This window comes from Methylothermaceae bacteria B42, from assembly GCA_001566965.1.
In the GTDB taxonomy this organism is placed as follows: domain Bacteria; phylum Pseudomonadota; class Gammaproteobacteria; order Methylococcales; family Methylothermaceae; genus Methylohalobius.
This window is the reverse complement of sequence record LSNW01000005.1, coordinates 89,860-110,156: the sequence shown is the minus strand read 5'-3', so window position 1 is coordinate 110,156 and position 20,297 is coordinate 89,860. Positions and strand designations below refer to the sequence as shown.

General features: G+C 53.6%; 17 protein-coding genes and 2 tRNA genes. 9 read left to right on the top strand and 10 right to left on the bottom strand.

Annotated features, from left to right (window positions below):
- Positions 1-699 (bottom strand): 5-methyltetrahydropteroyltriglutamate--homocysteine methyltransferase (locus tag AXA67_03715; GenBank protein ID KXJ41904.1); only part of this gene is annotated, 699 nt, incomplete at its 3' end.
- A 143-nt stretch (positions 700-842) separates the two neighbouring features.
- Here AXA67_03715 and AXA67_03710 point away from each other — a divergent pair.
- The gene (locus tag AXA67_03710; protein KXJ41903.1) at positions 843-1,682 is read left to right on the top strand and encodes a hypothetical protein; all 840 of its coding nucleotides are present in this window, start codon (positions 843-845) and stop codon (positions 1,680-1,682) included.
- Between the two features lie 17 nt (positions 1,683-1,699).
- Here the strand turns inward: AXA67_03710 and AXA67_03705 are convergent, their stop codons facing one another.
- Positions 1,700-3,889: a hypothetical protein gene (locus AXA67_03705; GenBank protein KXJ41902.1), complete on the bottom strand. Its 2,190-nt coding sequence runs from the start codon at positions 3,887-3,889 to the stop codon at positions 1,700-1,702.
- 671 nt (positions 3,890-4,560) lie between these two features.
- Here AXA67_03705 and AXA67_03700 point away from each other — a divergent pair.
- Positions 4,561-4,636 (top strand) — tRNA-Gly (locus AXA67_03700).
- 204 nt (positions 4,637-4,840) lie between these two features.
- A tRNA-Cys gene (locus tag AXA67_03695) sits at positions 4,841-4,914 on the top strand.
- Between the two features lie 100 nt (positions 4,915-5,014).
- Here AXA67_03695 and glnA read toward each other — a convergent pair.
- The 5 genes from glnA to AXA67_03670 form a co-directional block, all read right to left on the bottom strand.
- Positions 5,015-6,424: a glutamine synthetase gene (gene glnA / locus AXA67_03690; GenBank protein ID KXJ41901.1), complete on the bottom strand. Its 1,410-nt coding sequence runs from the start codon at positions 6,422-6,424 to the stop codon at positions 5,015-5,017.
- Between the two features lie 103 nt (positions 6,425-6,527).
- Positions 6,528-7,733, bottom strand: coding sequence for a hypothetical protein (locus AXA67_03685; protein ID KXJ41900.1), 1,206 nt, complete (start codon positions 7,731-7,733; stop codon positions 6,528-6,530).
- A complete protein-coding gene (locus tag AXA67_03680) occupies positions 7,730-7,957 on the bottom strand; it encodes a SirA family protein (protein ID KXJ41917.1) in 228 nt (75 codons plus the stop codon). Before AXA67_03680 ends, AXA67_03685 begins: the two co-directional genes overlap by 4 nt.
- On the bottom strand, positions 7,954-8,997 hold the full coding sequence (locus AXA67_03675; GenBank protein KXJ41899.1) for a tRNA (5-methylaminomethyl-2-thiouridylate)-methyltransferase: 1,044 nt from the start codon (positions 8,995-8,997) through the stop codon (positions 7,954-7,956). The genes AXA67_03680 and AXA67_03675 overlap by 4 nt, the downstream gene beginning before the upstream one ends.
- Before the next feature lie 59 nt (positions 8,998-9,056).
- Positions 9,057-10,604: a hypothetical protein gene (locus tag AXA67_03670; GenBank protein KXJ41898.1), complete on the bottom strand. Its 1,548-nt coding sequence runs from the start codon at positions 10,602-10,604 to the stop codon at positions 9,057-9,059.
- Between the two features lie 418 nt (positions 10,605-11,022).
- On the opposite strand from AXA67_03670, the gene AXA67_03665 reads away from it, so the two are divergent.
- The 4 genes from AXA67_03665 to AXA67_03650 all read left to right on the top strand — a co-directional run bounded on the left by AXA67_03665 (position 11,023) and on the right by AXA67_03650 (position 13,991).
- Positions 11,023-12,843, top strand: a complete 1,821-nt coding sequence (locus AXA67_03665) for an ATP-dependent DNA helicase RecQ (GenBank protein ID KXJ41897.1) — start codon at positions 11,023-11,025, stop codon at positions 12,841-12,843.
- Positions 12,840-13,085 (top strand): hypothetical protein, encoded by a 246-nt coding sequence (locus AXA67_03660; protein ID KXJ41896.1) that lies wholly within the window; start codon positions 12,840-12,842, stop codon positions 13,083-13,085. The genes AXA67_03665 and AXA67_03660 overlap by 4 nt, the downstream gene beginning before the upstream one ends.
- Positions 13,086-13,100: 15 nt before the next feature.
- On the top strand, positions 13,101-13,376 hold the full coding sequence (locus AXA67_03655; GenBank protein ID KXJ41895.1) for a cupin domain-containing protein: 276 nt from the start codon (positions 13,101-13,103) through the stop codon (positions 13,374-13,376).
- A 135-nt stretch (positions 13,377-13,511) separates the two neighbouring features.
- Entirely contained in the window at positions 13,512-13,991 is a 480-nt protein-coding gene (locus tag AXA67_03650) for a hypothetical protein (GenBank protein ID KXJ41894.1), read from the top strand.
- Positions 13,992-14,000: 9 nt separating this feature from the next.
- On the opposite strand, the gene AXA67_03645 is transcribed toward AXA67_03650, so the two are convergent.
- The 3 genes from AXA67_03645 to AXA67_03635 form a co-directional block, all read right to left on the bottom strand.
- Positions 14,001-14,903 carry an epimerase gene (locus AXA67_03645; protein KXJ41893.1) on the bottom strand — a complete coding sequence of 301 codons (903 nt, stop codon included), beginning with the start codon at positions 14,901-14,903 and terminating at the stop codon, positions 14,001-14,003.
- Between the two features lie 151 nt (positions 14,904-15,054).
- Positions 15,055-15,693, bottom strand: a complete 639-nt coding sequence (locus AXA67_03640; protein ID KXJ41892.1) for a carbonic anhydrase — start codon at positions 15,691-15,693, stop codon at positions 15,055-15,057.
- Positions 15,668-17,305: a hypothetical protein gene (locus AXA67_03635; protein ID KXJ41891.1), complete on the bottom strand. Its 1,638-nt coding sequence runs from the start codon at positions 17,303-17,305 to the stop codon at positions 15,668-15,670. Before AXA67_03635 ends, AXA67_03640 begins: the two co-directional genes overlap by 26 nt.
- Before the next feature lie 101 nt (positions 17,306-17,406).
- Here AXA67_03635 and AXA67_03630 point away from each other — a divergent pair, with 101 nt between their 5' ends.
- Positions 17,407-18,333, top strand: a complete 927-nt coding sequence (locus AXA67_03630; protein ID KXJ41890.1) for a LysR family transcriptional regulator — start codon at positions 17,407-17,409, stop codon at positions 18,331-18,333.
- A 95-nt stretch (positions 18,334-18,428) separates the two neighbouring features.
- Positions 18,429-18,857, top strand: a complete 429-nt coding sequence (locus tag AXA67_03625) for a hypothetical protein (protein ID KXJ41916.1) — start codon at positions 18,429-18,431, stop codon at positions 18,855-18,857.
- Positions 18,858-20,297 lie beyond the last annotated feature (1,440 nt).

Genomic DNA, 20,297 nt, shown 5'->3' with positions numbered 1-20,297 from the left:
GTCGGCACTGTGGGTAGAGTCCTGATCGCCCCCCGGGCAGGTGTGGACGCCGATGCGGTGACGTTCCTCGGCAGAGAACCGGGCCAGCACCCGGTTGTTCAGATCAATGAATGCCCGCAGCAACTGCCCGGAGGGATCTAACTTGACCGCCAGCCGCCCCTCGGTGAAATCAAGCTGCACCCGGTGAGCCCCAGCCTGCAGACAGCCGCGGATGTCCTCCACAGCTTCCCGGACCAGATCTTCCAGAAAAGCCTCTCTCGGATAACCTTCGATGCCTTCCTCAGGATAGAGGAGGCTCAGGGCAGAGGGTGCAATAACCGCCTGCTTGACCGGTACGTGGGCGAATCGCTGGGCGGCGCGCAGATAATTTTCAGCGTGGGTTCCATAACGGAAAGGACCCTCGGTCAGGCGTGGCAAACGGCGGCTATGGCCGTCTGCAAAGACGATCTTCACCCCGTCTGGGGCGATGTTGTCGAGGCCGTCGAGAGGGTAAGTGGCGAAACTGGGCTTGGCCTGCTCACCGTCGCTGATCACCGGTGATCCGGTGGCCTCGAAGCGACGGATAGTATCTCGAAGCGCCTCGATCTGGATGCATTCCAGTTCCTCCCGAGACAGGTCGCCTGCACGAAAAGCCTGCAGGGCGTCCAGAAGCTGTGGTGGTCTTGGGATGCTGCCGATGGGTTCAGTGGGGATTTGCATGACGGGTTCTCTAGTGCTGTCAGATCAAAAAGCCTTGACTTCGTACCCTGCTACGGCCTTTAGCCTGTCAAAGTCGGAGAGATTGCATTATGCCCCTCATTACCATCTTCGACAATCCCAAATCATTACGAAAGGAGAGCGCCATGAATATACATACCCGTTTCATCAAAATTCTGGTGATAATCCTGTCACTGTGCCTACTATCGGTCCAGCCTGCCGTTTCCCATGAAAAGAACCTGCATCGCCTGGATACCAATCCCCACGTCAGAACTCCCATCACCCACGGGTTCTGGTTCCCCAAACTGGTCACCCTAGGTGAAGAATGGTATCGGGGACGACTGATCCAACAGGACGGACATGGCGAAACCGGGGAACTGCCAGACAAAAACGACACTGATGGCCATCTGGGGTTCACAGCGGTCAACGCCACCCGCTGGCTGATCACCCATCACTGGTTCAACGGCGACGATGTTCTGGCAGATGATCAGCTCTATTCCCGCAATCCTAACTGGTTCTTCAATGCTGCAGATCCTGCCGATTCGGTCATGGGGGTCTTCGCCTTGTTTCGCTGGGGAATCATTGATGAAATGACGGCCCGGCTGATGATCCACAGGATGATCAATCGTTATACGGACCAGACCTATTCCATTCTCGGCAATGGTGCCTGGCTTCAGGCGATGGCTGATCTGTCGCAAACAGACTTCACGGACAATAATGGTATAAGGGATGTACCCAATCCTTTGGATCTGCCTCCCGCAGAAGCCATCCGCAACGAAGTCGCCGTGATCATCACCCACCATTTCTTTGGCCGCAATCGCAACAACACCGACCGTGTCATGACCAGAATCTACCCTGATCTGGTTGAAATCCTCATGAAATTCAATAGTCATAAGATCAGTGAGCGGGAAGCAAGGTTGAAGATTGCTGTGCTGGCAACCCGGATGGGTCGAGGAAAACGCCATGGAGATGTAGACAATCGATAGAAAACTCAAGGGCCCAGTCAATCCACCGCTTCCAGCTCCCGCCGACGCTCGGCGGCCCAATGCAGGAACTCGGTTTCGGTCAAGGGAGGACTAAAAAAATAGCCTTGAAAATAATCACATCCCAGGGCGCTCAGAGTTGCATACTGCTCCGGCGTCTCCACTCCCTCGACCACCACTTTCAAACCCAGACCGTGCGCCATATCGACGATTGACCGGATCAAGGTGACGTGCGAATCAGCCAACGCCATGTTGGTCACGAAACTGCGGTCGATCTTGAGCACGTGCAGGGGGAACTGCTGCAGACGGGCCAGGGATGAATGGCCGGTGCCGAAATCGTCGATGGCGATCTTGAAACCACCGGCCGCCAGTTGGCGGACTTGTCGCACCATGAGATCGAAATAATGCTCCATGCTGGATTCGGTCACCTCCAACTCGATCGAATCGGCCGGTTCCCCGCACAGCCGGCAGGTCTCGATGAAGTGCCGGACCACATGCGGCGACATCAGTTGCAAGGGGGACAGATTGATCGCCACGCGCGGAAAGGCGTCATATGCGAAAACCTGTCTTTCGTGCCAGCAGTGCAGATGACGTAAGGTTTCCTCGAACACCCAGGTGCCGATTTCGATGATCTGGCCCCCTTCCTCCGCCAGAGGGATGAACAGATCCGGTGGCACGGCGCCATACTCGCCATTCTCCCAGCGCAGCAACACCTCCGCCCCGACCAGCCGGCCATGAACGTCCACCTGCGGTTGGAAACGCAACGACAGTTCCCGTCGTTCGACAGCGTGAATTAACAGGCCGGCCAGATGCTGTCGTTGGCGAACCTTTTCTCCTAGCGCTTCGCTGTAGATCAAATAACCAGAATCGCTCGTCTGCCGCTTACAAGCGGCCAGTGCCGTTGAAGCCTGCTTCAGCAGGATTTCGACATCCAAGTCCCCGCTCCGGCACCAACCCGCCCCCATGCGGCAGCGAAGGTCCAACGACTGATAGGCATGCTGGAAAGGCACCGCTAAACACCTTTCCAGCCGATGGATCTGCCGCAGAATCGCGGACTCGGGCGCATCCGAACCATGCCAGACCACCGCGAATTCATCGGTACCTGTGCGGACGATTTTTCCGCTCCTGACCGCCTCGCTCAGACGCCGGGTGATCTCCCGCAACACGGCATCCCCGACGTTGTGTCCCAAGACCCCGTTGATTTCCTGAAAATGCGTCGCACTCAACAACAACAGAAACAAATGTCCGCCGTCGCCAAGGCTCTCCAGCTGGCCCGGCAGCAACCCCTTGAGCCAGTTCAGGTTGGGCAGGCCAGTCACTTCGTCGAAGTAGGCCAGGTGATGGATTCTCTCCTGGGCAGCCTTGATCTCCGACAGATCCACGTACAGACCGGCATATTGCAGCGTTTTTCCATCCTGATCCTTGAGAGAAAGAACGCTCAGCCAGTGGGGATGGATGTCGCCGGCCCGGTTTCGGTTCCAGATCTCTCCTTCCCAACGGCCCTCAGCTTCGATCCGGTGCCACATCGCTTTGTAAAACGCCGAATCGTGGCGGCCGGAAGCGAAGATCCCTGGGGTCATGCCGACAAGCTCCTCGAGGCGATAGCCGGAGATGTGCTCCAGTGCCCGGTTGACCCATTGGATCCGCAACCGGTCATCGGTAATCAAAATGCCGTGGCTGCTGTGTATCAGGATCCGGTCTGCTAGTGCCATATCCTGACGGATCCGCCAAGTATGGATCAGCAGCCCGATTAGATCCGCAAAGTCCTCGAGAACCTTGACTTCGTCCTCATCGCAGGGATGATGAACCGCCACGTATAGAACCATGATGCCGACCACCTCGTCCTCCCAGCGGATCGGCACCACATAATGGCCATGATTGGACATCCCCTCATACTGGGTCTCGTGACGCTCGTCCACACAGTCCACATGCAGCAACCGCCCTGTCTGGGCGACCCGGCCGCACAGACAATGTCCATGACGGACCTGGCTGCAGGTGCCGGCGATGTAAGGCGTGAAATTGATTTGGGTCAGCAGCTCCAAACGCTTTTCCCGGGGATGATTGAGGAAGATCCCGCCGGCATCCATCGCCAACCAGGGTAATTGCAGAATGGTTTCCAGAATACTTCGCAGAACCTCCGCCAGACTGTGGTTCCCTAGCTGGGTGTCGATCCCGCCCAAACGCGGCCAGATTTCTTGTTCTGCTTTCATTTCAGACGCTACGCGTTCGCTGCCGGTGTTCCTGATAACGCGGAGCTGAGAGACTTCCGTTCTGGCGGCTCTGAACGGGCCGGCAGAACGGAGATTCGACTCCAGCGTCTTGATAGGCGGCGCCCCGTTTATTCCGTAGACGTTCGTAGATTGTCATGTTATCTAGCCTTCATACCCTTCGGTTAGCCTAAGCGCTGCCGGAATTGTGACTCATCTCTTGCCGGTCTGGCTTGGTTGCTTTCCTTCCCCGTCGCTCAGCTCCGCGATCTGTACCGTTTGTTGGACAAGCCTGGCCCGGATGGATTTGATTATAGACCACATTACCCGGAACGGAACTGTACAAAGGGATGCCATCGAGTATCAATTGACCCTGACCGGCGTTCACTCCGCGCAGCGCTAAGGCACTCAAGCCCCCTCGGATAATGCGCTGTGGACGGCCGTTCATTTTCGCAAGGCGGCCCCGGTCTCTTGTGAAAGGTTGCTGGTTTTTGGATCCTTAGACTGCTGCCTCGATGATCTGCCGCCAGTTCCTTTACCGGCTTCCACCCTATTCATGCTTTCTGGCATGGGTTTGACCGGGCTGCTGTTTGGACAGCATAAAAAAACAGACCGTTAGAAAAGCTTCTGCTTGACAGTAACGGGGAAATAGTTAAAATAACGGATCAATCAACGCGGGAATAGCTCAGTTGGTAGAGCACAACCTTGCCAAGGTTGGGGTCGCGGGTTCGAATCCCGTTTCCCGCTCCAAGTTTTCGATACCGGCCGCGTTGGATGCGGCTTTTTTCATCTTAGGAATCTCTTATTCATTACGAGATTCCTTCGGTACAGGGATGTGCCGACAAAATCATTTGCGCCAAGCAAATGATTTTGTATAAAAAACGAAAATCGCACTTTTTGTTTTTTATATTCTAAGAATTCATGGATGAATTTCTTAGATTCCAAAAAAGAAATGGCTGCGTGGCAGAGTGGTTATGCAGCGGCCTGCAAAGCCGTGTACGCCGGTTCGATTCCGACCGCAGCCTCCAATTCTTGCTCTCCTTTGTTTAAATCAAGAACTTTTGCTTCCAGGCATATGAAAAAGCCCCGGTTTCCCGGGGCTTTTTCTTGGTGATAGTCTTGAGAAAATTACAGGCTGTAGTACATATCTAATTCCACCGGATGGGTGCTCATCCGCAGACGGGTGATTTCTTCGTTGCGAAGGTCGATGTACGCATCAATCATGTCGTCGGTGAAGACGCCGCCGGCTTTGAGGAAGTCGCGGTCATCGCTCAAAGCCTGTAAGGCTTCATCGAAGGAAAAGCATACTTTGGGGATGGCCTTTTCTTCTTCCGGCGGCAGGTCGTAAAGGTCTTTGTCCATGGCGTCGCCCGGATGGATCTTGTTCTGAATGCCGTCCAGCCCCGCCATCAACATGGCTGCGAAAGCGAAATAAGGGTTGGCGGTGGAATCGGGGAAGCGGACTTCAATCCGACGCGCTTTGGGGTTGGCGATAAAGGGCACGCGGATGGAAGCGGAACGGTTCCGGGCTGAATAAGCCAGCATCACTGGTGCTTCAAAGCCGGGCACCAACCGCTTGTAACTGTTGGTGGAAGCATTGGTGAAAGCATTCAGGGCCTTGGCGTGCTTAAGGATGCCGCCGATATAAAAAAGCGCGGTTTCAGACAGGCCGCCGTACAAATCGCCAGTAAAGATATTGGTGCCGTCTTTGGACAGGGATTGATGGACGTGCATGCCGTTTCCGTTATCCCCCACCAGCGGTTTGGGCATGAAGGTGGCGGTTTTGCCGAAAGCGTGGGCCACGTTCATGACCACGTATTTTAGGATCAATACTTCGTCGGCCTTTTTGACCAGGGTATTGAATTTACAGCCGATCTCGCACTGACCTGCGGTGGCTACTTCGTGGTGGTGGACTTCAGTGGTGACGCCCATTTCTTGCAAGGTTTCGCACATGGCCGAACGCATGTCCTGCAAAGAATCAACCGGAGGCACCGGGAAATAACCGCCTTTCAGGCCGGGACGGTGACCGATGTTGCCTTCTTCATAGACTTTTTCGGTATTCCAGGTGGCTTCGGATGAATCCACTTCATAGAAGCAGCGGTGAATGTCAGCGGCCCAACGCACGTCGTCGAAGACGAAAAATTCGTTTTCCGGACCAAAATAAGCGGTATCGGCGATACCGGTGGATCGCATATAAGCTTCGGCGCGTTTGGCCAAGGAGCGTGGGCAGCGCTCGTAACCTTCCATGGTGGAGGGTTCGACGATGTCGCAGCGGATGATCAGGGTCGGCGCTTCGTAGAAGGGGTCCACCACGGCGGTTTCCGCCTCCGGCATCAAGATCATGTCCGATTCGTTGATGCTTTTCCAGCCGGCAATGGATGAACCATCGAACATTTTGCCGTTTTCAAAGAAGTCTTCGTCGATGGTGTGGGCCGGGACGGTGACATGTTGTTCTTTGCCCCGGGTGTCGGCAAAGCGTAAATCGACGAATTCGATTTCCTTGTCTTTTATTATTTCAAAAACTTTGTCAACGGACATAGGTTATCTCCTCATTGTTAAAGTCAATCGTTCCCATTATCGGGGTTTATAGCAATTATTGTGCCGCGGGCGGCTTGTCTTTTTCGATCGGTTCATGGGTGCTTTATTGAGTGCGAGCGAAAGTTTCCGGTGCATTCTGCACTTTTGTGGTGCGATTTTGCTCTTCAGCCATAAAGTAAACTTGAACCAAATCGATAAATTTATACTGTTTCACAGCGTCGCGCAATTGCCGGATGATTTCTGCCGCCGATCTTTCCGGGGTAATGACGGACAAAGGCAGATAAACCTCTACCCGAATGCGCCCTTCCAGATAATGTAAATTGATTTTTGAGATTTGTTTGACGTAAGGCAGATGTGACCAGGCCTGACAAAGTGCCTTAAGCACCTCGTTCCGTAAAGGCAGTTTGCTGGAAGGGCTTTGCTCCAGGTCAAGCTCGGCGTCGATGTGGACCGTCACATCGCTGATTTCTTCGAACTCTTCCAATAGTTTGTCCCGAACCCGGTCGGCAATGGCATGTCCCTCGGAGACGGAAATCTCCGGGGGCACCTGGATATGAACATCCACCAGAGCTTCCCCCGCCATTTGCCGGGTGCGCAGGGAATGCAAGGATTCCACGCCTTCCGATTCCAAGATAGCCTGGTGAATTTGCTTGACGCGGCGGGCGGGCAGGGCGGTATCCACCAATTCCCGGGCGCTTTCGATGACCAGGCCAAGACCGATTTTGGCAATCATCAATCCCACAATAATGGCAGCTACCGCATCAGCAAATTGATAACCATACAGCGTGCCCGCAACCCCAATGAGCACGACAATGGAAGAGACGGCATCGCTTCGATGATGCCAGGCATTGGCGCGCAGTAATTTAGAGCGGGTCCGGTGGGCGATATGAACGGTGTAATGATACAGTCCTTCCTTAATCAAAATGGAAACGCCAGCGGCAATCAAGGCCCAGGGATGAGGATGCCAGAGGGGCGCTTCTCCCTGGAGCCGCCTGGCGGCATCCCAAATAATGCCTCCCGCCAGTGCGGCGAGAAAAAGACCGAGAATGACGGTGGCAATGGTTTCGAAGCGGCCGTGGCCATAAGGGTGAGACTCATCGGCGCTTTGGCCGGAGATTTTGAAGGTGATCAGTATCAAAGCGTCGGTGGCCAGATCGGAAAAAGAGTGAATGCCATCGACAATCAAGGATTGGGAATGGCCGTAATAGCCCGCGATGATTTTTCCTACGGCCAAAAACAGATTAGCGATACCGCCGATCAGGGTAACGCGTTGTTTGGCTTTGAGTAATTCGGCCCGGTTGTTGCTCATTCGCCTAGTTTCAGCAGGATATGAAATTCGCCGTTTTCCTCGCGGCTTTCGAGTATCTGGTGGCCACTGATTCTGCACCAGGCCGGCACATCATTCAAAATCCCGGGATCGGTGCCAATCAGTTCCACCAAAGTATCGGGCGGCAGGCTTTTGGCGGCATCCTGGAGGCGGATGACCGGCAAAGGGCAGAGCAGTCCGCGGGCATCAATCCGATGGGGAGTTATAGCATCCATTCCGCGGGAATTTCGTGGGGTTTCATGGGAGGGACTCTGAAGGAGCGGGTCTGGCCGGCTTGGGTGGCTGCCACTTCCACCATGTCTGCATCGCGCCCTTGGCTGTAGCGGGCGAGAATACGGGCGGCCAATTCCAAATCCTGGTCCGAAGGATTGCCGTCAATCAAAGTCAAAGGACCGCCATGGCTAATGGGTTGCAGATGGGTAAAGCGGTTTTTGTAGCCTTGCAGAAATCGGCCTTCCCCTTCTTCCCGGGCGACAATCAGCTTGAAGTGCGGCGCCGGGCGGATATGGCGGCCGACTTTCAAGAGCATGATATCGTCCAGTTCGTATTGCTTGTTACCGCGTGCTTGCCACAGATCGGACAATTTGCGGGAATAGTTTTCATCGGTTAAAAAGCAGCAGCCGCCGGCGGGCTGGGCATAATCCACAAAGCCGAATTGCTTGGCCAGTTCCATTTGTGGCTTGCGGGTGCGGCCGGAAAAACCGTAGAGCTTTTCCCGATCCACCCAGCCTTCCCGCTCCGGCAGTGTGGGCGGCAGATTTTTTGCGCAAAGCGGCCGGAGCAGCCGGTCGTCGGCCCCCGATTCCCGGGCCACGATGGGCATGGTTTCCTTGCGTTGGGATTTGGGGCGTTGGCCAATGACCTCGCCGGTGATGATGAAGTCAAAGCCATTTTCTTGAATCCATTGTTTGGCTTTGCCCACCATGAAAATCTTGCAGTCCAGGCAGGGATTCAGGTTGGCGCCGTAACCGTGCTTGGGGTTGGTCAATACGTCTTTGTATTCTTCAATGACATCGACGATATGAAGCTTGATGCCCAGTTGCTCCGCTACCCACAGGGCGTTGTTGCGTTTGGGCTTGGTCCGGTCTTTTTTGCGGATGGCGTGGGTATGGCCCTCGACGCAAAAGCCGGTGAAAAAATTAATGCCTTCCACGTGAACGCCCTGTTCCATCACTACCTTGGCTGCCAGCATGGAATCCAGGCCGCCAGAGATCAGCGCCACCGCTTTGGGTTGGGGTTTGGTCATGGGATCAACTGCTGCTGGGTAAATTGATGAAATTATATCGGAAAAAGAGGAAGGCGGTTTTACAAAACTTTGGCCGCACCGCCCCGGCGCGGATCCCCAAAACCATGAAAGCCATCGGTTTGGGTTTGCACGGCATGGACGCCGCCGAAGAACAGGTTTTTACCCGGCCAAATTTTATAGTTGGGAAAATGCTGGGTAAGTTCCTGAAGAGATGCTTCGGAAAAGCCGTTTTCTAGATTCAGCAGGCCATTTTCAAAATGAAGCCGCGGAGCCTGGATGGCATGATCGAGGGGCATTTCGAAGTCGATGAGGTTGATGAGCGTTTGCAAAATGGCAGTGCGCAAGCGGTTGGAACCACCCGAACCCAAAGCGATGGTGCTGTTTGGCAATAAAGCCAAGGTGGGTGCCATCATGGAAGTCATCCGGCAATTCGGTTGCCACTGATGAAAACCATGGGGGTTGAGATCCTCCTCCCCCAGCATATTATTGAGAATCACCCCGGTGCCCGGGATCATGTAGCCACAGCCTTCGCCATTGCTGGTGGTCAAGCTGGCGATATTGCCCTCTTTATCCATAATGCTAATGTGCGTAGTACCTCGGCGGCATAAAGGGTGTGAGCTTAAGGGTGCCAGATATTGGGCAATTGTATTCGGGTTGAGCAGAGGCGGGCCAGCAGCCTCGGCGTGGGTCTCGTCCAGGTCATAATCGCGACGCGCCCTTTGAGTGACGTCTTGTACCCGGGTCAACAGGTCGAGATAGCGGTATTCGCCAAATTGGCTGCGATTCACATCAAAGTGTTCCAATAACTTCAAGGCAAAAGCGATTAATATTCCGCCGGAACTGGGGGGCGGGTTGGTCAAAATCCGGGCATGGCGATAACAAAATTCCAAAGGCTGCCGCTTGACCACTTCATAGGCGGCCAAATCTTGGCGAGCGGGCCATCCGCCTTTCTGTTGGCAAAGGTTGACGATTCTGTCGGCAATTTCGCCCTGGTAAAACCAGTTATCCCCTTCTTTGGCCAATTGTTCCATAAAATCCGCCAATTGAGGCAGCGCCAATACATCCCCTTCCTGGACAAGTTTTGATGGATGGCGCGGGCTTTGGAAAGCAGCGAAGGTTTTCGGGCAGACCTGATAAATGGGCGCGACGACTTCGAAAATGTAGGCATGAAAAGCATTGATGACAACGCCTTGGCGCGCCAGCGAAATTGCCGGCTCGGCGACCACGGTCATGGGCAGCTTTCCCAGTTCCCTTTGAATGGTAAACAACCCCTTCACCACGCCAGGGACGGCGATGGAAGCCGCGCCGATATGAAATTCCTGATGGGTAGTGCCGAAGTCGGCGGTTATCGGGAAAAAATCCAGAGGATCAGGCGGGTTGGCTCGCTTTGGGGTTTGGACGAAGAAATCATAAAGCGTGGTATTTTCGCCTCTGCGCGCCAGTAAATATCCCCCGCCGCCTAAGGAGGCCAAAACCGGCTCACTCACACAGGCGGCCAGATGAGCGGCGACCACCGCATCAAAAGCATTGCCGCCTGCTTCCAAAATAATTGCCGCGGCTTCGACCGTTTGAGGATGGCCGGCAGCGATGACGCCTGTGTGAATCATGTGTTGTTGTTTGCTCTTCTAGGTTAAAAATTAAAAAGCTTAGAATGTAGCGGACATGGTAAAACGTGAAAAGTCGGAGTGCTCACCATCTATCAATTTGCTTTTTCGGAGGTGGGGAAGGGGTTGCCGGACCGAAATACGTCCATGAATTTGGGGCCGGAGCGGCCATCCATGGCCGCCCCCACCCCCTTCTCCGCCAACTGATAGGTGGTAAGGCTTGGAGTGTTTCTGGCTTGATAAATTAAGCGAGCCTCCATTGTTGATGGGCAAGATAAAAACTCTATATACTCCATGTTTCTAAAGCTGCTTCGCAAAAATGTTTTCATTCTATTGGTTTCCCGACGTCTAATAAACCAATTCCATCATTGTTACTGACACTGTCAAGAAATTTTTAGGCTCGAATCATATTTCCCTGGTTATGGTAGAAAGCGCCGAAAATCATCACACAATCCTCCAATCGGTCTTCGGTTATGAAAATTACCGGGGTCAGCAGCAAGCGATCATTGAACACCTGATCTCGGGTGGGGATGCGTTGGTGTTGATGCCAACGGGGGGTGGGAAAAGCCTTTGTTATCAAATTCCGGCACTGCAGAGGCCGGGCACTGGCGTGGTGGTGTCTCCCCTGATTGCGTTGATGCAAGACCAAGTCAGTGCCTTGCGTCAAGCAGGGATAGCGGCGGCGTTCATCAATTCCAGCTTGCCGGTGGAGGAAATCCGGCAGCGGGAAGCGGCATTGGCGCGCGGTGAATATCAATTGGTGTATGTGGCGCCGGAACGCTTGTGCCAGGAAGGGTTTTTGAGCCTGCTGGAGCAGGCGCCTCTGTCTTTGTTCGCGATTGACGAAGCCCACTGCGTTTCCCAATGGGGACACGACTTCCGCCCCGAATACCAGCGGCTTTCTGTCATTGCCGAAAGATTTCCCGGCGTGCCCCGGGTGGCGTTGACGGCCACTGCCGATGTGCCGACCCGCCAGGATATACTTAAGCACCTGAAGCTTGAGACCGCCAAAGTCTTTATTGCCAGTTTCGACCGTCCCAATATCCGCTACCAGGTGACGCCCAAGAATAATGTCCGCCGTCAATTGCTGGCGTTTATCCAAAACCAGCACGCCAATCATGCCGGCATCGTCTATTGCATGTCCCGGCGCAAGGTGGAATCAACCGCCGCTTTTTTGATGCAGCAAGGTATTCCGGCCCTGGCCTATCATGCCGGTTTGCCCCCTGAAGAGCGCGCGGCCAATCAGGAGCGGTTTCTGCGGGAAGACGCCATCGTGATGGTGGCTACCATCGCCTTCGGCATGGGAATCGACAAGCCCGATGTGCGTTTCGTGGCCCATCTGGACCTGCCCAAAAGCATGGAAGCCTATTATCAGGAGACTGGCCGGGCGGGTCGTGATGGCTTGCCGGCAGACGCCTGGATGGCCTATGGCCTTGGTGATGTGGTCAGCATGCGCCAACTGCTGGACCAATCCGAGGCTGATGAACGGATTAAGCGCATCGAGCGACACAAGCTGGAAGCCCTGCTCGGTTACTGTGAAACCATCCGGTGCCGCCGTCAGGTTTTGCTGGGGTATTTTGGCGAGGTGTTATCCCAACCGTGTGGTAACTGTGATAACTGCCTGTCGCCAGTGGATACCTGGGATGGCACCCGCGAGGCGCAAATGGCGCTCTCCTGTGTTTACCGCAGCGGTCAGCGTTTTGGGGTGAATTACCTGGTGGATTTGCTGCGGGGTAAGAATAATGCGCGGATTGAATCCTTTGGCCATCAGCAGTTGACAACTTTTGGCATCGGGGCCCATTTAAACGAACAACAATGGAAATCAGTGTACAGACAATTGATTGCCGCCGGTTACTTATATGTAGACATGGAAGGCTATGGTGGATTACGGCTGACACAGAAATGCCGCCCCTTGCTGCGGGGAGAGGAAACCATTGCATTCCGCAAGGAAGTGGCAATGGCACAGACCAAGGCCAAACGAGTCCCGGCTGGCACGCCGGAAGAACCGGCCGATCAGCGTTTGTGGGAATCTTTGCGGCACATGCGAAGGCGGCTGGCGGATGAGCAAAATGTTCCCCCATATATTATTTTCAACGATGCGACCTTGGCGGAAATCGTTGCCCATAAACCCAGGGATATGGAGGAGCTGGCGCAAATTCATGGCATTGGCAGCGCCAAGCTTGCCCGTTACGGAGAAAAGATTCTTGCTAAACTGTGGGATCTGCCGGAGTCGGCCGCATGACCTGTCAATGGCAACTGTATGGCACTTACGCCTGCCACTTATGTGAACAGGCGCAGGCGATCTTGCAACAACTGGGGCTTCGTTATGAAGCGATTGATATTGCGTTGGATGATCTTTTGAATGAACAATATGGCGTGCGCATCCCGGTGCTTCGGTGCCGGTATTGCGGTTGGGAATTGGATTGGCCTTTTGATGAGGCCGGCGTGCGCAGCCAAATAAATAAATGCCTGCAAGAGGGTTGAAGGAAGGAACGAACGATGCAAGAAATCGATCAAGTTACCCAGGATTGGCACGAACGGGGGTTTAGCTGTAGTTTGTGGACGGATCCCCCGGGCCAGCGATGGGAAGATTTTGTTCACGGTGTGGATGAGTTGGTAATGGTTCTGGAAGGGGATATGGAATTTGAGGTGGACGGCAAGGTTTATCATCCCAAGCCGGGGGAAGAATTGTTTATCCCCGCCGGGGCCGTGCATTCGGCCAGAAATATTGGCGCCACCACTGCCAGATGGCTGTATGGCTATCGCAGGAATTAGAATGAACCCCAAAATAGATTGCTATTTAGTAAAGGAACCTGGATTGGCTTTTGGGAATGTTGGCGGCCTGGATGGCCGCGTTTACGCGTTCCCCAAAAGCCGATTCAGGTCCCTTGCGAGACGGGATTTTAAAGGGTGAGTGTTCCTCCAGTACCTGCCATTGGCGTCAGCGCCTTGGTGTTTGATGCCCACAATCGGGTGCTTTTGATCCGCCGCGCCCGTCCCCCCGCGCAGGGAAAATGGCATGCGCCTGGTGGGCGTTTGGAACCGGGAGAATCGCTGTGTCATGCCGTGGTGCGGGAAGTGAAGGAGGAAACAGGCATAGAAAATATCCAGTTGGGTCCTGTGATTGCCGTGGTTGAAAGGAGAATAGAAGGTTTTCACTATTTGATTGTGGATTTTCTTGCCGTTTTGGCACACGGCCCGGCGCCTTTGCCCATCCCAGGCGATGATGCGCTGGAAGCTGAATGGGTGGCAGAATCCGAATGGAAAAGCTACGCCCTGGCGGAAGGGTTATTGCCTATTTTGAATGCCGCCGTTAACCTGCGGCGCAGCGGCAAGGGCGGACTGCTCGACGTTGATGGGCGGGGAACAGACTTTGTCGCTGCGGTTTAAGCGGTTTTCTTATTTTGCCAACACGTCGCTAAGCGCCGATTCCAGCGTATCAAAGTGGAATTTGAAATGAATTTCCTGAAACCGCCTTGGAATCACCCGCTGACTGCCAAGCAATAATGCCGCCATTTCTCCCATTAACAGCTTCAAAACCGGCGCGGGCACCGGCAGCAAAGCGGTCCGCCGCAGCAAACGCGCCAAGGTGGCGGTGAATTCGGCATTGGTGACTGGATTGGGCGCCGTCAGGTTAAAAGGTCCAGTGAGGGTGGCGTCATTGAGCAGCCGATCCATCATGCGAATATGATCCTCGATATGTATCCACGACATCCACTGGCGGCCGTCGCCAATTCTGCCCCCCAGTCCCAGGCGGAAGGCCGGCAGCATTCTGGCCAGGAATCCGCCGTCCTTGCCAATCACCAAACCGGTGCGAATCCGGCAAACCCGCACGCCGTATTTCTCGCTTTTTTGGGCGGCTTCTTCCCAAGCAGCGCATAGACGCTGGCCAAACCCCTCTGCAACCGGCTGCGAGTCTTCGTCGAGAATTTTATCGCCTTGATCACCGTAATAGCCAACGGCCGAGCCCGAAACCAGCGCTTCCGGTTTTACATTGGCTTTTTCGATCCATGCCACCAGCTTTTCCGTCAGGGTGACCCGGCTATCCCACAAAACCTGCTTGCGTTTTTCCGTCCATCTGGGCCCGATAATCGGCTCGCCCGCAAGATTAACAATAGCGTCAAAACGATGTTCGGGCGTTAAATCCTCAAGCTGGTGCAGTACTGCCACATCTCCGCAAATCGCCTGGACTTTTGCATCTTGCTGGCGGCTTAACACCGTTAACTTGTGATTGTTTTCCAGCAATAAACGACACAAATGTCTGCCGATAAAGCCCGTCCCGCCGGTGATAAAAACATGCATGTTCCTCCTCCCCCACAAGGTGATTCTGTCAACCTATAACTACTTGAAAGGAGGAGATTTTGTCAATCTTGAATATTCACTTGTCAAATTGTGAATTTAATGTTCCAGACACCCCCGGTGCTCGAATCACTGGCAAAATTTAGGTTGGAGCTCAATCTATCCGCGCATCCATGCGATAAACTTCATTCAATTGTTCCGGCGCGCTGATGCAGACGTTCAGATCCCGCAATTTGCCGTCTTTGATATCATAAATCCAACCGTGGACGGCAAGATTCTGTCCTCGCTGCCAGGCGTCTTGGACAATGGTGGTATGGACAAGATTGGCTACCTGTTGAATCACATTGAGTTCACAAAGCCGGTCCGCCCTTTGCTGTTCGTGCATGGAATCTAGTATTTCTTCGTTGCGGTGGTATATGTCCTTGATGAAACGGAGCCAGTTGTCAATCAATCCTAACGATTCACCCTTCATCGCCCCAATCACGCCACCGCAGCCATAATGGCCACAGACGATCACGTGTTTTACTTGCAGTACTTCCACCGCATACTGGAGTACCGAAAGCAGGCTCATATCCGTATGAATGACCAGGTTGGCCACATTCCGATGAACGAATAGCTCCCCCGGCATGAGTCCAACAACTTCATTGGCGGGAATACGGCTGTCCGAACAACCAATCCACAAATATTCCGGCGATTGGCCCTTGGCAAGACGGTGAAAGAAACCCGGGTTTTCCTTTTCAACTTCCTCGACCCAGCGGCGATTGTTTTCAAACAGATGTTGTAATAGCTTCATGACGGTCTTTCTCCTGAGATTGATACATAACAGCGTAGCTACCAGCAGGCAGGCTTCCTTCAATAGGAAGTCCAATAAGTGTTAATTTAATATGTTTCGCGGCCGCCTCGGCCCGGAAGTTATCGATGATTTCCAAGACGTCGTGATCGATGTAGCGGGTCTGAGAGCCGTCAATGATTACCTCCGAGTGGGGCGGAATACGATCGAGGGTTCGCAGCAGGTTGGCCTTGTTCAAAAAAGTCACTTGTTCCGCCAAGCGTAGAATGAGCTTGTTGTCTTCATGAGATTCGTGCAGATAAAGGCCGTTTTTGTAATGTTCCAGCAGAATAAAAAACAGAGCGACCGCCATGCCGATGGCGACACCGGTTAAAAGATCGGTAAGAACCAAGCCAATTATGGTCACCATGAAGGGAATAAATTGATACCAGCCTTGCCGGTACATGCGCACAAACAGCTCCGGCTTGGCCAGTTTGTAGCCCACCACAAACAAAATGGCTGCCAGGGTGGCCAACGGAATCATGTTGAGTAAATGGGGAAACAGTAACGCGGCAATTAGCAGCAATAACCCATGGATAAACGCCGAGGCTTTGGTGCGGCCGCCCGCAAGTATATTGGTGGAGCTGCGTACGATGACTTGGGTAATGGGCAATCCACCAATTAAGCCAGAAACCGAATTGGCTACGCCTTGAGCAATCAATTCCCGATTGGTGGGCGTGACCCGCTTAAAAGGATCGAGTTTGTCAGTCGCCTCGACACACAACAAAGTTTCCAGACTGGCGACGATGGCAATGGTCAGCGCCACAGTGTAGATGGCCTTGTTGGAATATGCGGAAAAATCTGGCAAGGTAAAAAATTCCCGTAAGCCATTCAAACCGTCCGCCAAGGGGAGTTGAACCAGATGGTCTACAGTCAGTGCCAGGTTGGGAAAAAACTGCTGGAAACCAAGATTTAGAAGCGCGCCCGTCAGCACGGCTACCAATGGCCCCTGGACTAGCTGGAAGATCCGCTGCCGTTTCATGACAGGCTGTTCCCAGAAGATCAGTATGGCCAACGAAACAGCAGCAATCACAATCGCCCCGGGGTGGAGGGCATTCAGCATGTCGAGCAAGGCCGAGAAAGTCGTTTCATCGCCCGGTTCGCGGAAGGCTAAATCCCCCTCCCAGTCGGCGTCATAGCCTACGGCATGGGGGATTTGTTTGAGGAAGATAATAATCCCAATACCCGACAGCATCCCGGTGATGACCGCCGAAGGAAAGTAATAGGCGATAATCCCGGCGCGCAAATAGCCCAGCGCGACTTGAAACAGCCCGGCAAATACTACCGCCAGAAGAAATGGCTGAAACCCCAGTTGCTGAATAGCTTCATAGACGATGACCGCCAGTCCCGCCGCGGGCCCGGAAACCCCCAAAGGGGAGCGGCTGATTAGCGGAACAAGCAATCCCCCCACAATGCCGGCGATGATCCCCGATGACAATGGCGCGCCCGAGGCCAAGGCAATCCCTAAACATAGGGGGACGGCTACCAGGAAAACCACTATCCCGGCTGGGATATCAAATTTAAGATTCTTCCAGATGCTCAACGCATCATCACTGTGATGCCTGCCAGAGTTCATGACGATTATCCTTTGTTTTTGCAATACCTATAAAGATAATGGATTGTTGGTCAGATGTTATTCGAATTATAATCAACTAATTTTCGGAAAAACGGAAAATTATGGCGAGCTTACTCAATTACAAACACCTGTACTACTTTTGGGTGGTTTCCCAAGAGTCGAGTCTGACCCGCGCCGCGGAACGGCTCCATTTAACCCCGCAGACCATCTGTGGGCAAATCCAATGCTTGGAGGAGCGATTGGGCATCAAATTACTCCAGCGCGAAGGCCGGGGTATGAGGCTCACAGAACCGGGCAAGACGGTATTCGATTATGCCGACAGGATTTTCGCCTTGGGGGAAGAACTGACCGAAGCCATACACCGGCAGACCGAGGGGCACTTTAGAAGATTTGCGGTGGGGGTAACAGATTGCCTTCCCAAACTGATAGCCTATCGCCTCCTCCAACCCGCATTGACTTTGCCGGACAAATTTAGAATTCAATGCCGGGAAGATCGTTTGGATAATCTCATTACTGGTCTTGCCGCCCACAAGCTAGACTTGATTCTGAGTGACCGTCCGCTACCCACCGATATGCCAGTAAAAGCATTTAACCATCTTTTGGGTGAAAGCGGTGTGAGTTTTTTTGCAGTGCCGTCGATGGTGGGTGCTTATTTCACGCGGTTTCCCCACAGTATGAATAACGCCCCCATGCTCATGGCGACCGCCGATTCGGCCTTGCGGGAAAGGCTATGGCGCTGGTTCGAGGATCTTAATATACATCCCAGGCTGGTGGGCGAATTCGCCGATAGCGCGCTGATGAAAGCCTTTGGCCAAGCGGGGGCGGGAATCTTTTATGCGCCCACGGTGATTGAAAATGAGGTCATCCATCAGTATCAAGTGGAAGTGATTGGCCGGACGGAAGATGTGCGCGAGCACTTTTATGTCATTTCCCTGGAAAAACGCCTCAAGCATCCTGCCGTGACCGCCATTCATAATACTGCCCGGCATTCATTGTTTGCCCGTTCAAGCAGTCAACACAAAGAGTAGAATGGAGGAAATAACATCAAGGAGATCTACCCATGAGCGGAGCTTATTTCAAGATAGCACTTGGAGCCGGCATCGGTATTTTGGTGCTTGTCAGTGTGGTTTTCTGGTGGCTTGCCCAACGGAGTAGTACGGCCCGCCCAACCCTGGGACTAAAATACGGATGGCTGCTTCCTTGTCCGGATTCTCCCAATTGTGTTTCCAGCCACGCCAACCCCAACGATAAAACCCATTATTTACCACCCATCGCTTTTACCGACGAGCCGGAAAAGGTCTGGGAAAGGCTTCAGAAACTACTGAAGTCTTTCCCAGATGCCACCATCGTCGAGTCCAAGAACAATTATCTGCGCGCTGAATTTCGTTCCAAGCTGTTTGGCTTTGTTGACGATGTGGAATTTCTTCTCGACCGTGATGATAAAGTCATCCATTTCCGCTCTGCTTCCCGGGTGGGCCATAGCGATTTGGGCGCAAACCGGAAGCGGATTGAAATGATCCGCGCCACGCTTAGCCAAAGTGATGATTTCTGATTATTAACCACCGCCGCCATTCAACTGACGTTGCCCTGAATGAAGGTCATTAAATGACTGATATCTTCACGGAAATCGCTGCTATCCTCGTGATGGCCGCTGTTTTTGGCGCATTGGGGGCGTTTCTTCGCCAACCTCTGATTATTGCCTACATTGCCGTTGGCGTGGTGGCGGGACCGGCGGTATTGGGTTGGGTACAAGCCCAGGATCAAGTGGATCTAATGGCCCGCTTGGGGATCACCTTGCTATTGTTCGTCGTCGGCTTAAAGCTGGATGTTCATTTGCTGAAGGTCTTGGGCTGGCGAATTCTCATTATCGGATTGATTCAAGTGGCGGTCACCGGTGGGTTGGGATATGGCCTGGCGCTGATCCTGAATTTTACGCCGCTGCACGCCGCTTATCTTGGTCTGGCTTTGGCATTCTCTAGTACCGTGGTGATTGTCAAACTGCTTTCTGACCGTGGCGAGATCGACGCTCTCCACGGCCGTGCCGCCCTGGGAATCCTGTTGGTGCAGGATTTAGTGGTGGTATTGGCGATGGTGGCCCTGACCACCATGGAGGGTGAACTTGTCGGTTTGGATCTACTGTGGTTGCCAGTGAGGGGGGCGGTGTTGCTGATTGGTATCGCCTTGTTGAGCCAGACTGTCCTGCCCAAGCTGTTTCAATGGTTTGCCCGCTACCGGGAACTGTTAATGTTGACCGCATTGGCCTGGGCTTTGTTGGTGGCGGTAGTCAGTCATGTTCTAGGGTTCAGTCATGAGGTGGGCGCCTTTGTTGCTGGTGTGGCGCTTGCTTCAACGCCTTATCGTGAAGCGGTCGGCGCGAAGCTGACAGCCCTGCGGGATTTTCTCCTGTTATTTTTCTTTGTCGATCTTGGCGCCCGTCTACTGCCGGAGCAATTGATTGATTTGTGGCCTGCGGCACTGGCATTGATCGCCTTTAGCTTGCTCGTTAAACCAGTGATTATCATGGCGTTGCTGGGATTGGCCGGATTTCGCCGCCGCACTTTGGGATTGGCTGGGTTGGTGATGGGGCAGATTAGCGAATTTTCTTTAATTCTCGCGGCCATGGGGGCGCAATTGGGACATCTTGGTGGTGATGTGGTTGCTTTATTGACTTTAGTAGCACTCATCACCATTACCCTGTCCGGCTATGTCATCGATCGGGTCCATGGGTTATATGAAACCCTGAAACCCTGGCTGGCGGTTTTTGAGCGCCAGCTTCCCGAATCCGGCGAGTTTGAATTGAACCATGTGTCGGTGGATACCATCGTCTTCGGTCTGGGGCGGTATGGCGGGCGTATCGCCTTGGGATTGCAGGCGCAGGGTTGGCAGGTTTTGGGTGTTGATTTTGATCCCGATCAGGTGGCTTTGGCGCGGCAGCGGGGTCTGGACGCACGCTATCTGGATGCTGAAGATCCTGAAATGATAGCTCATTTAC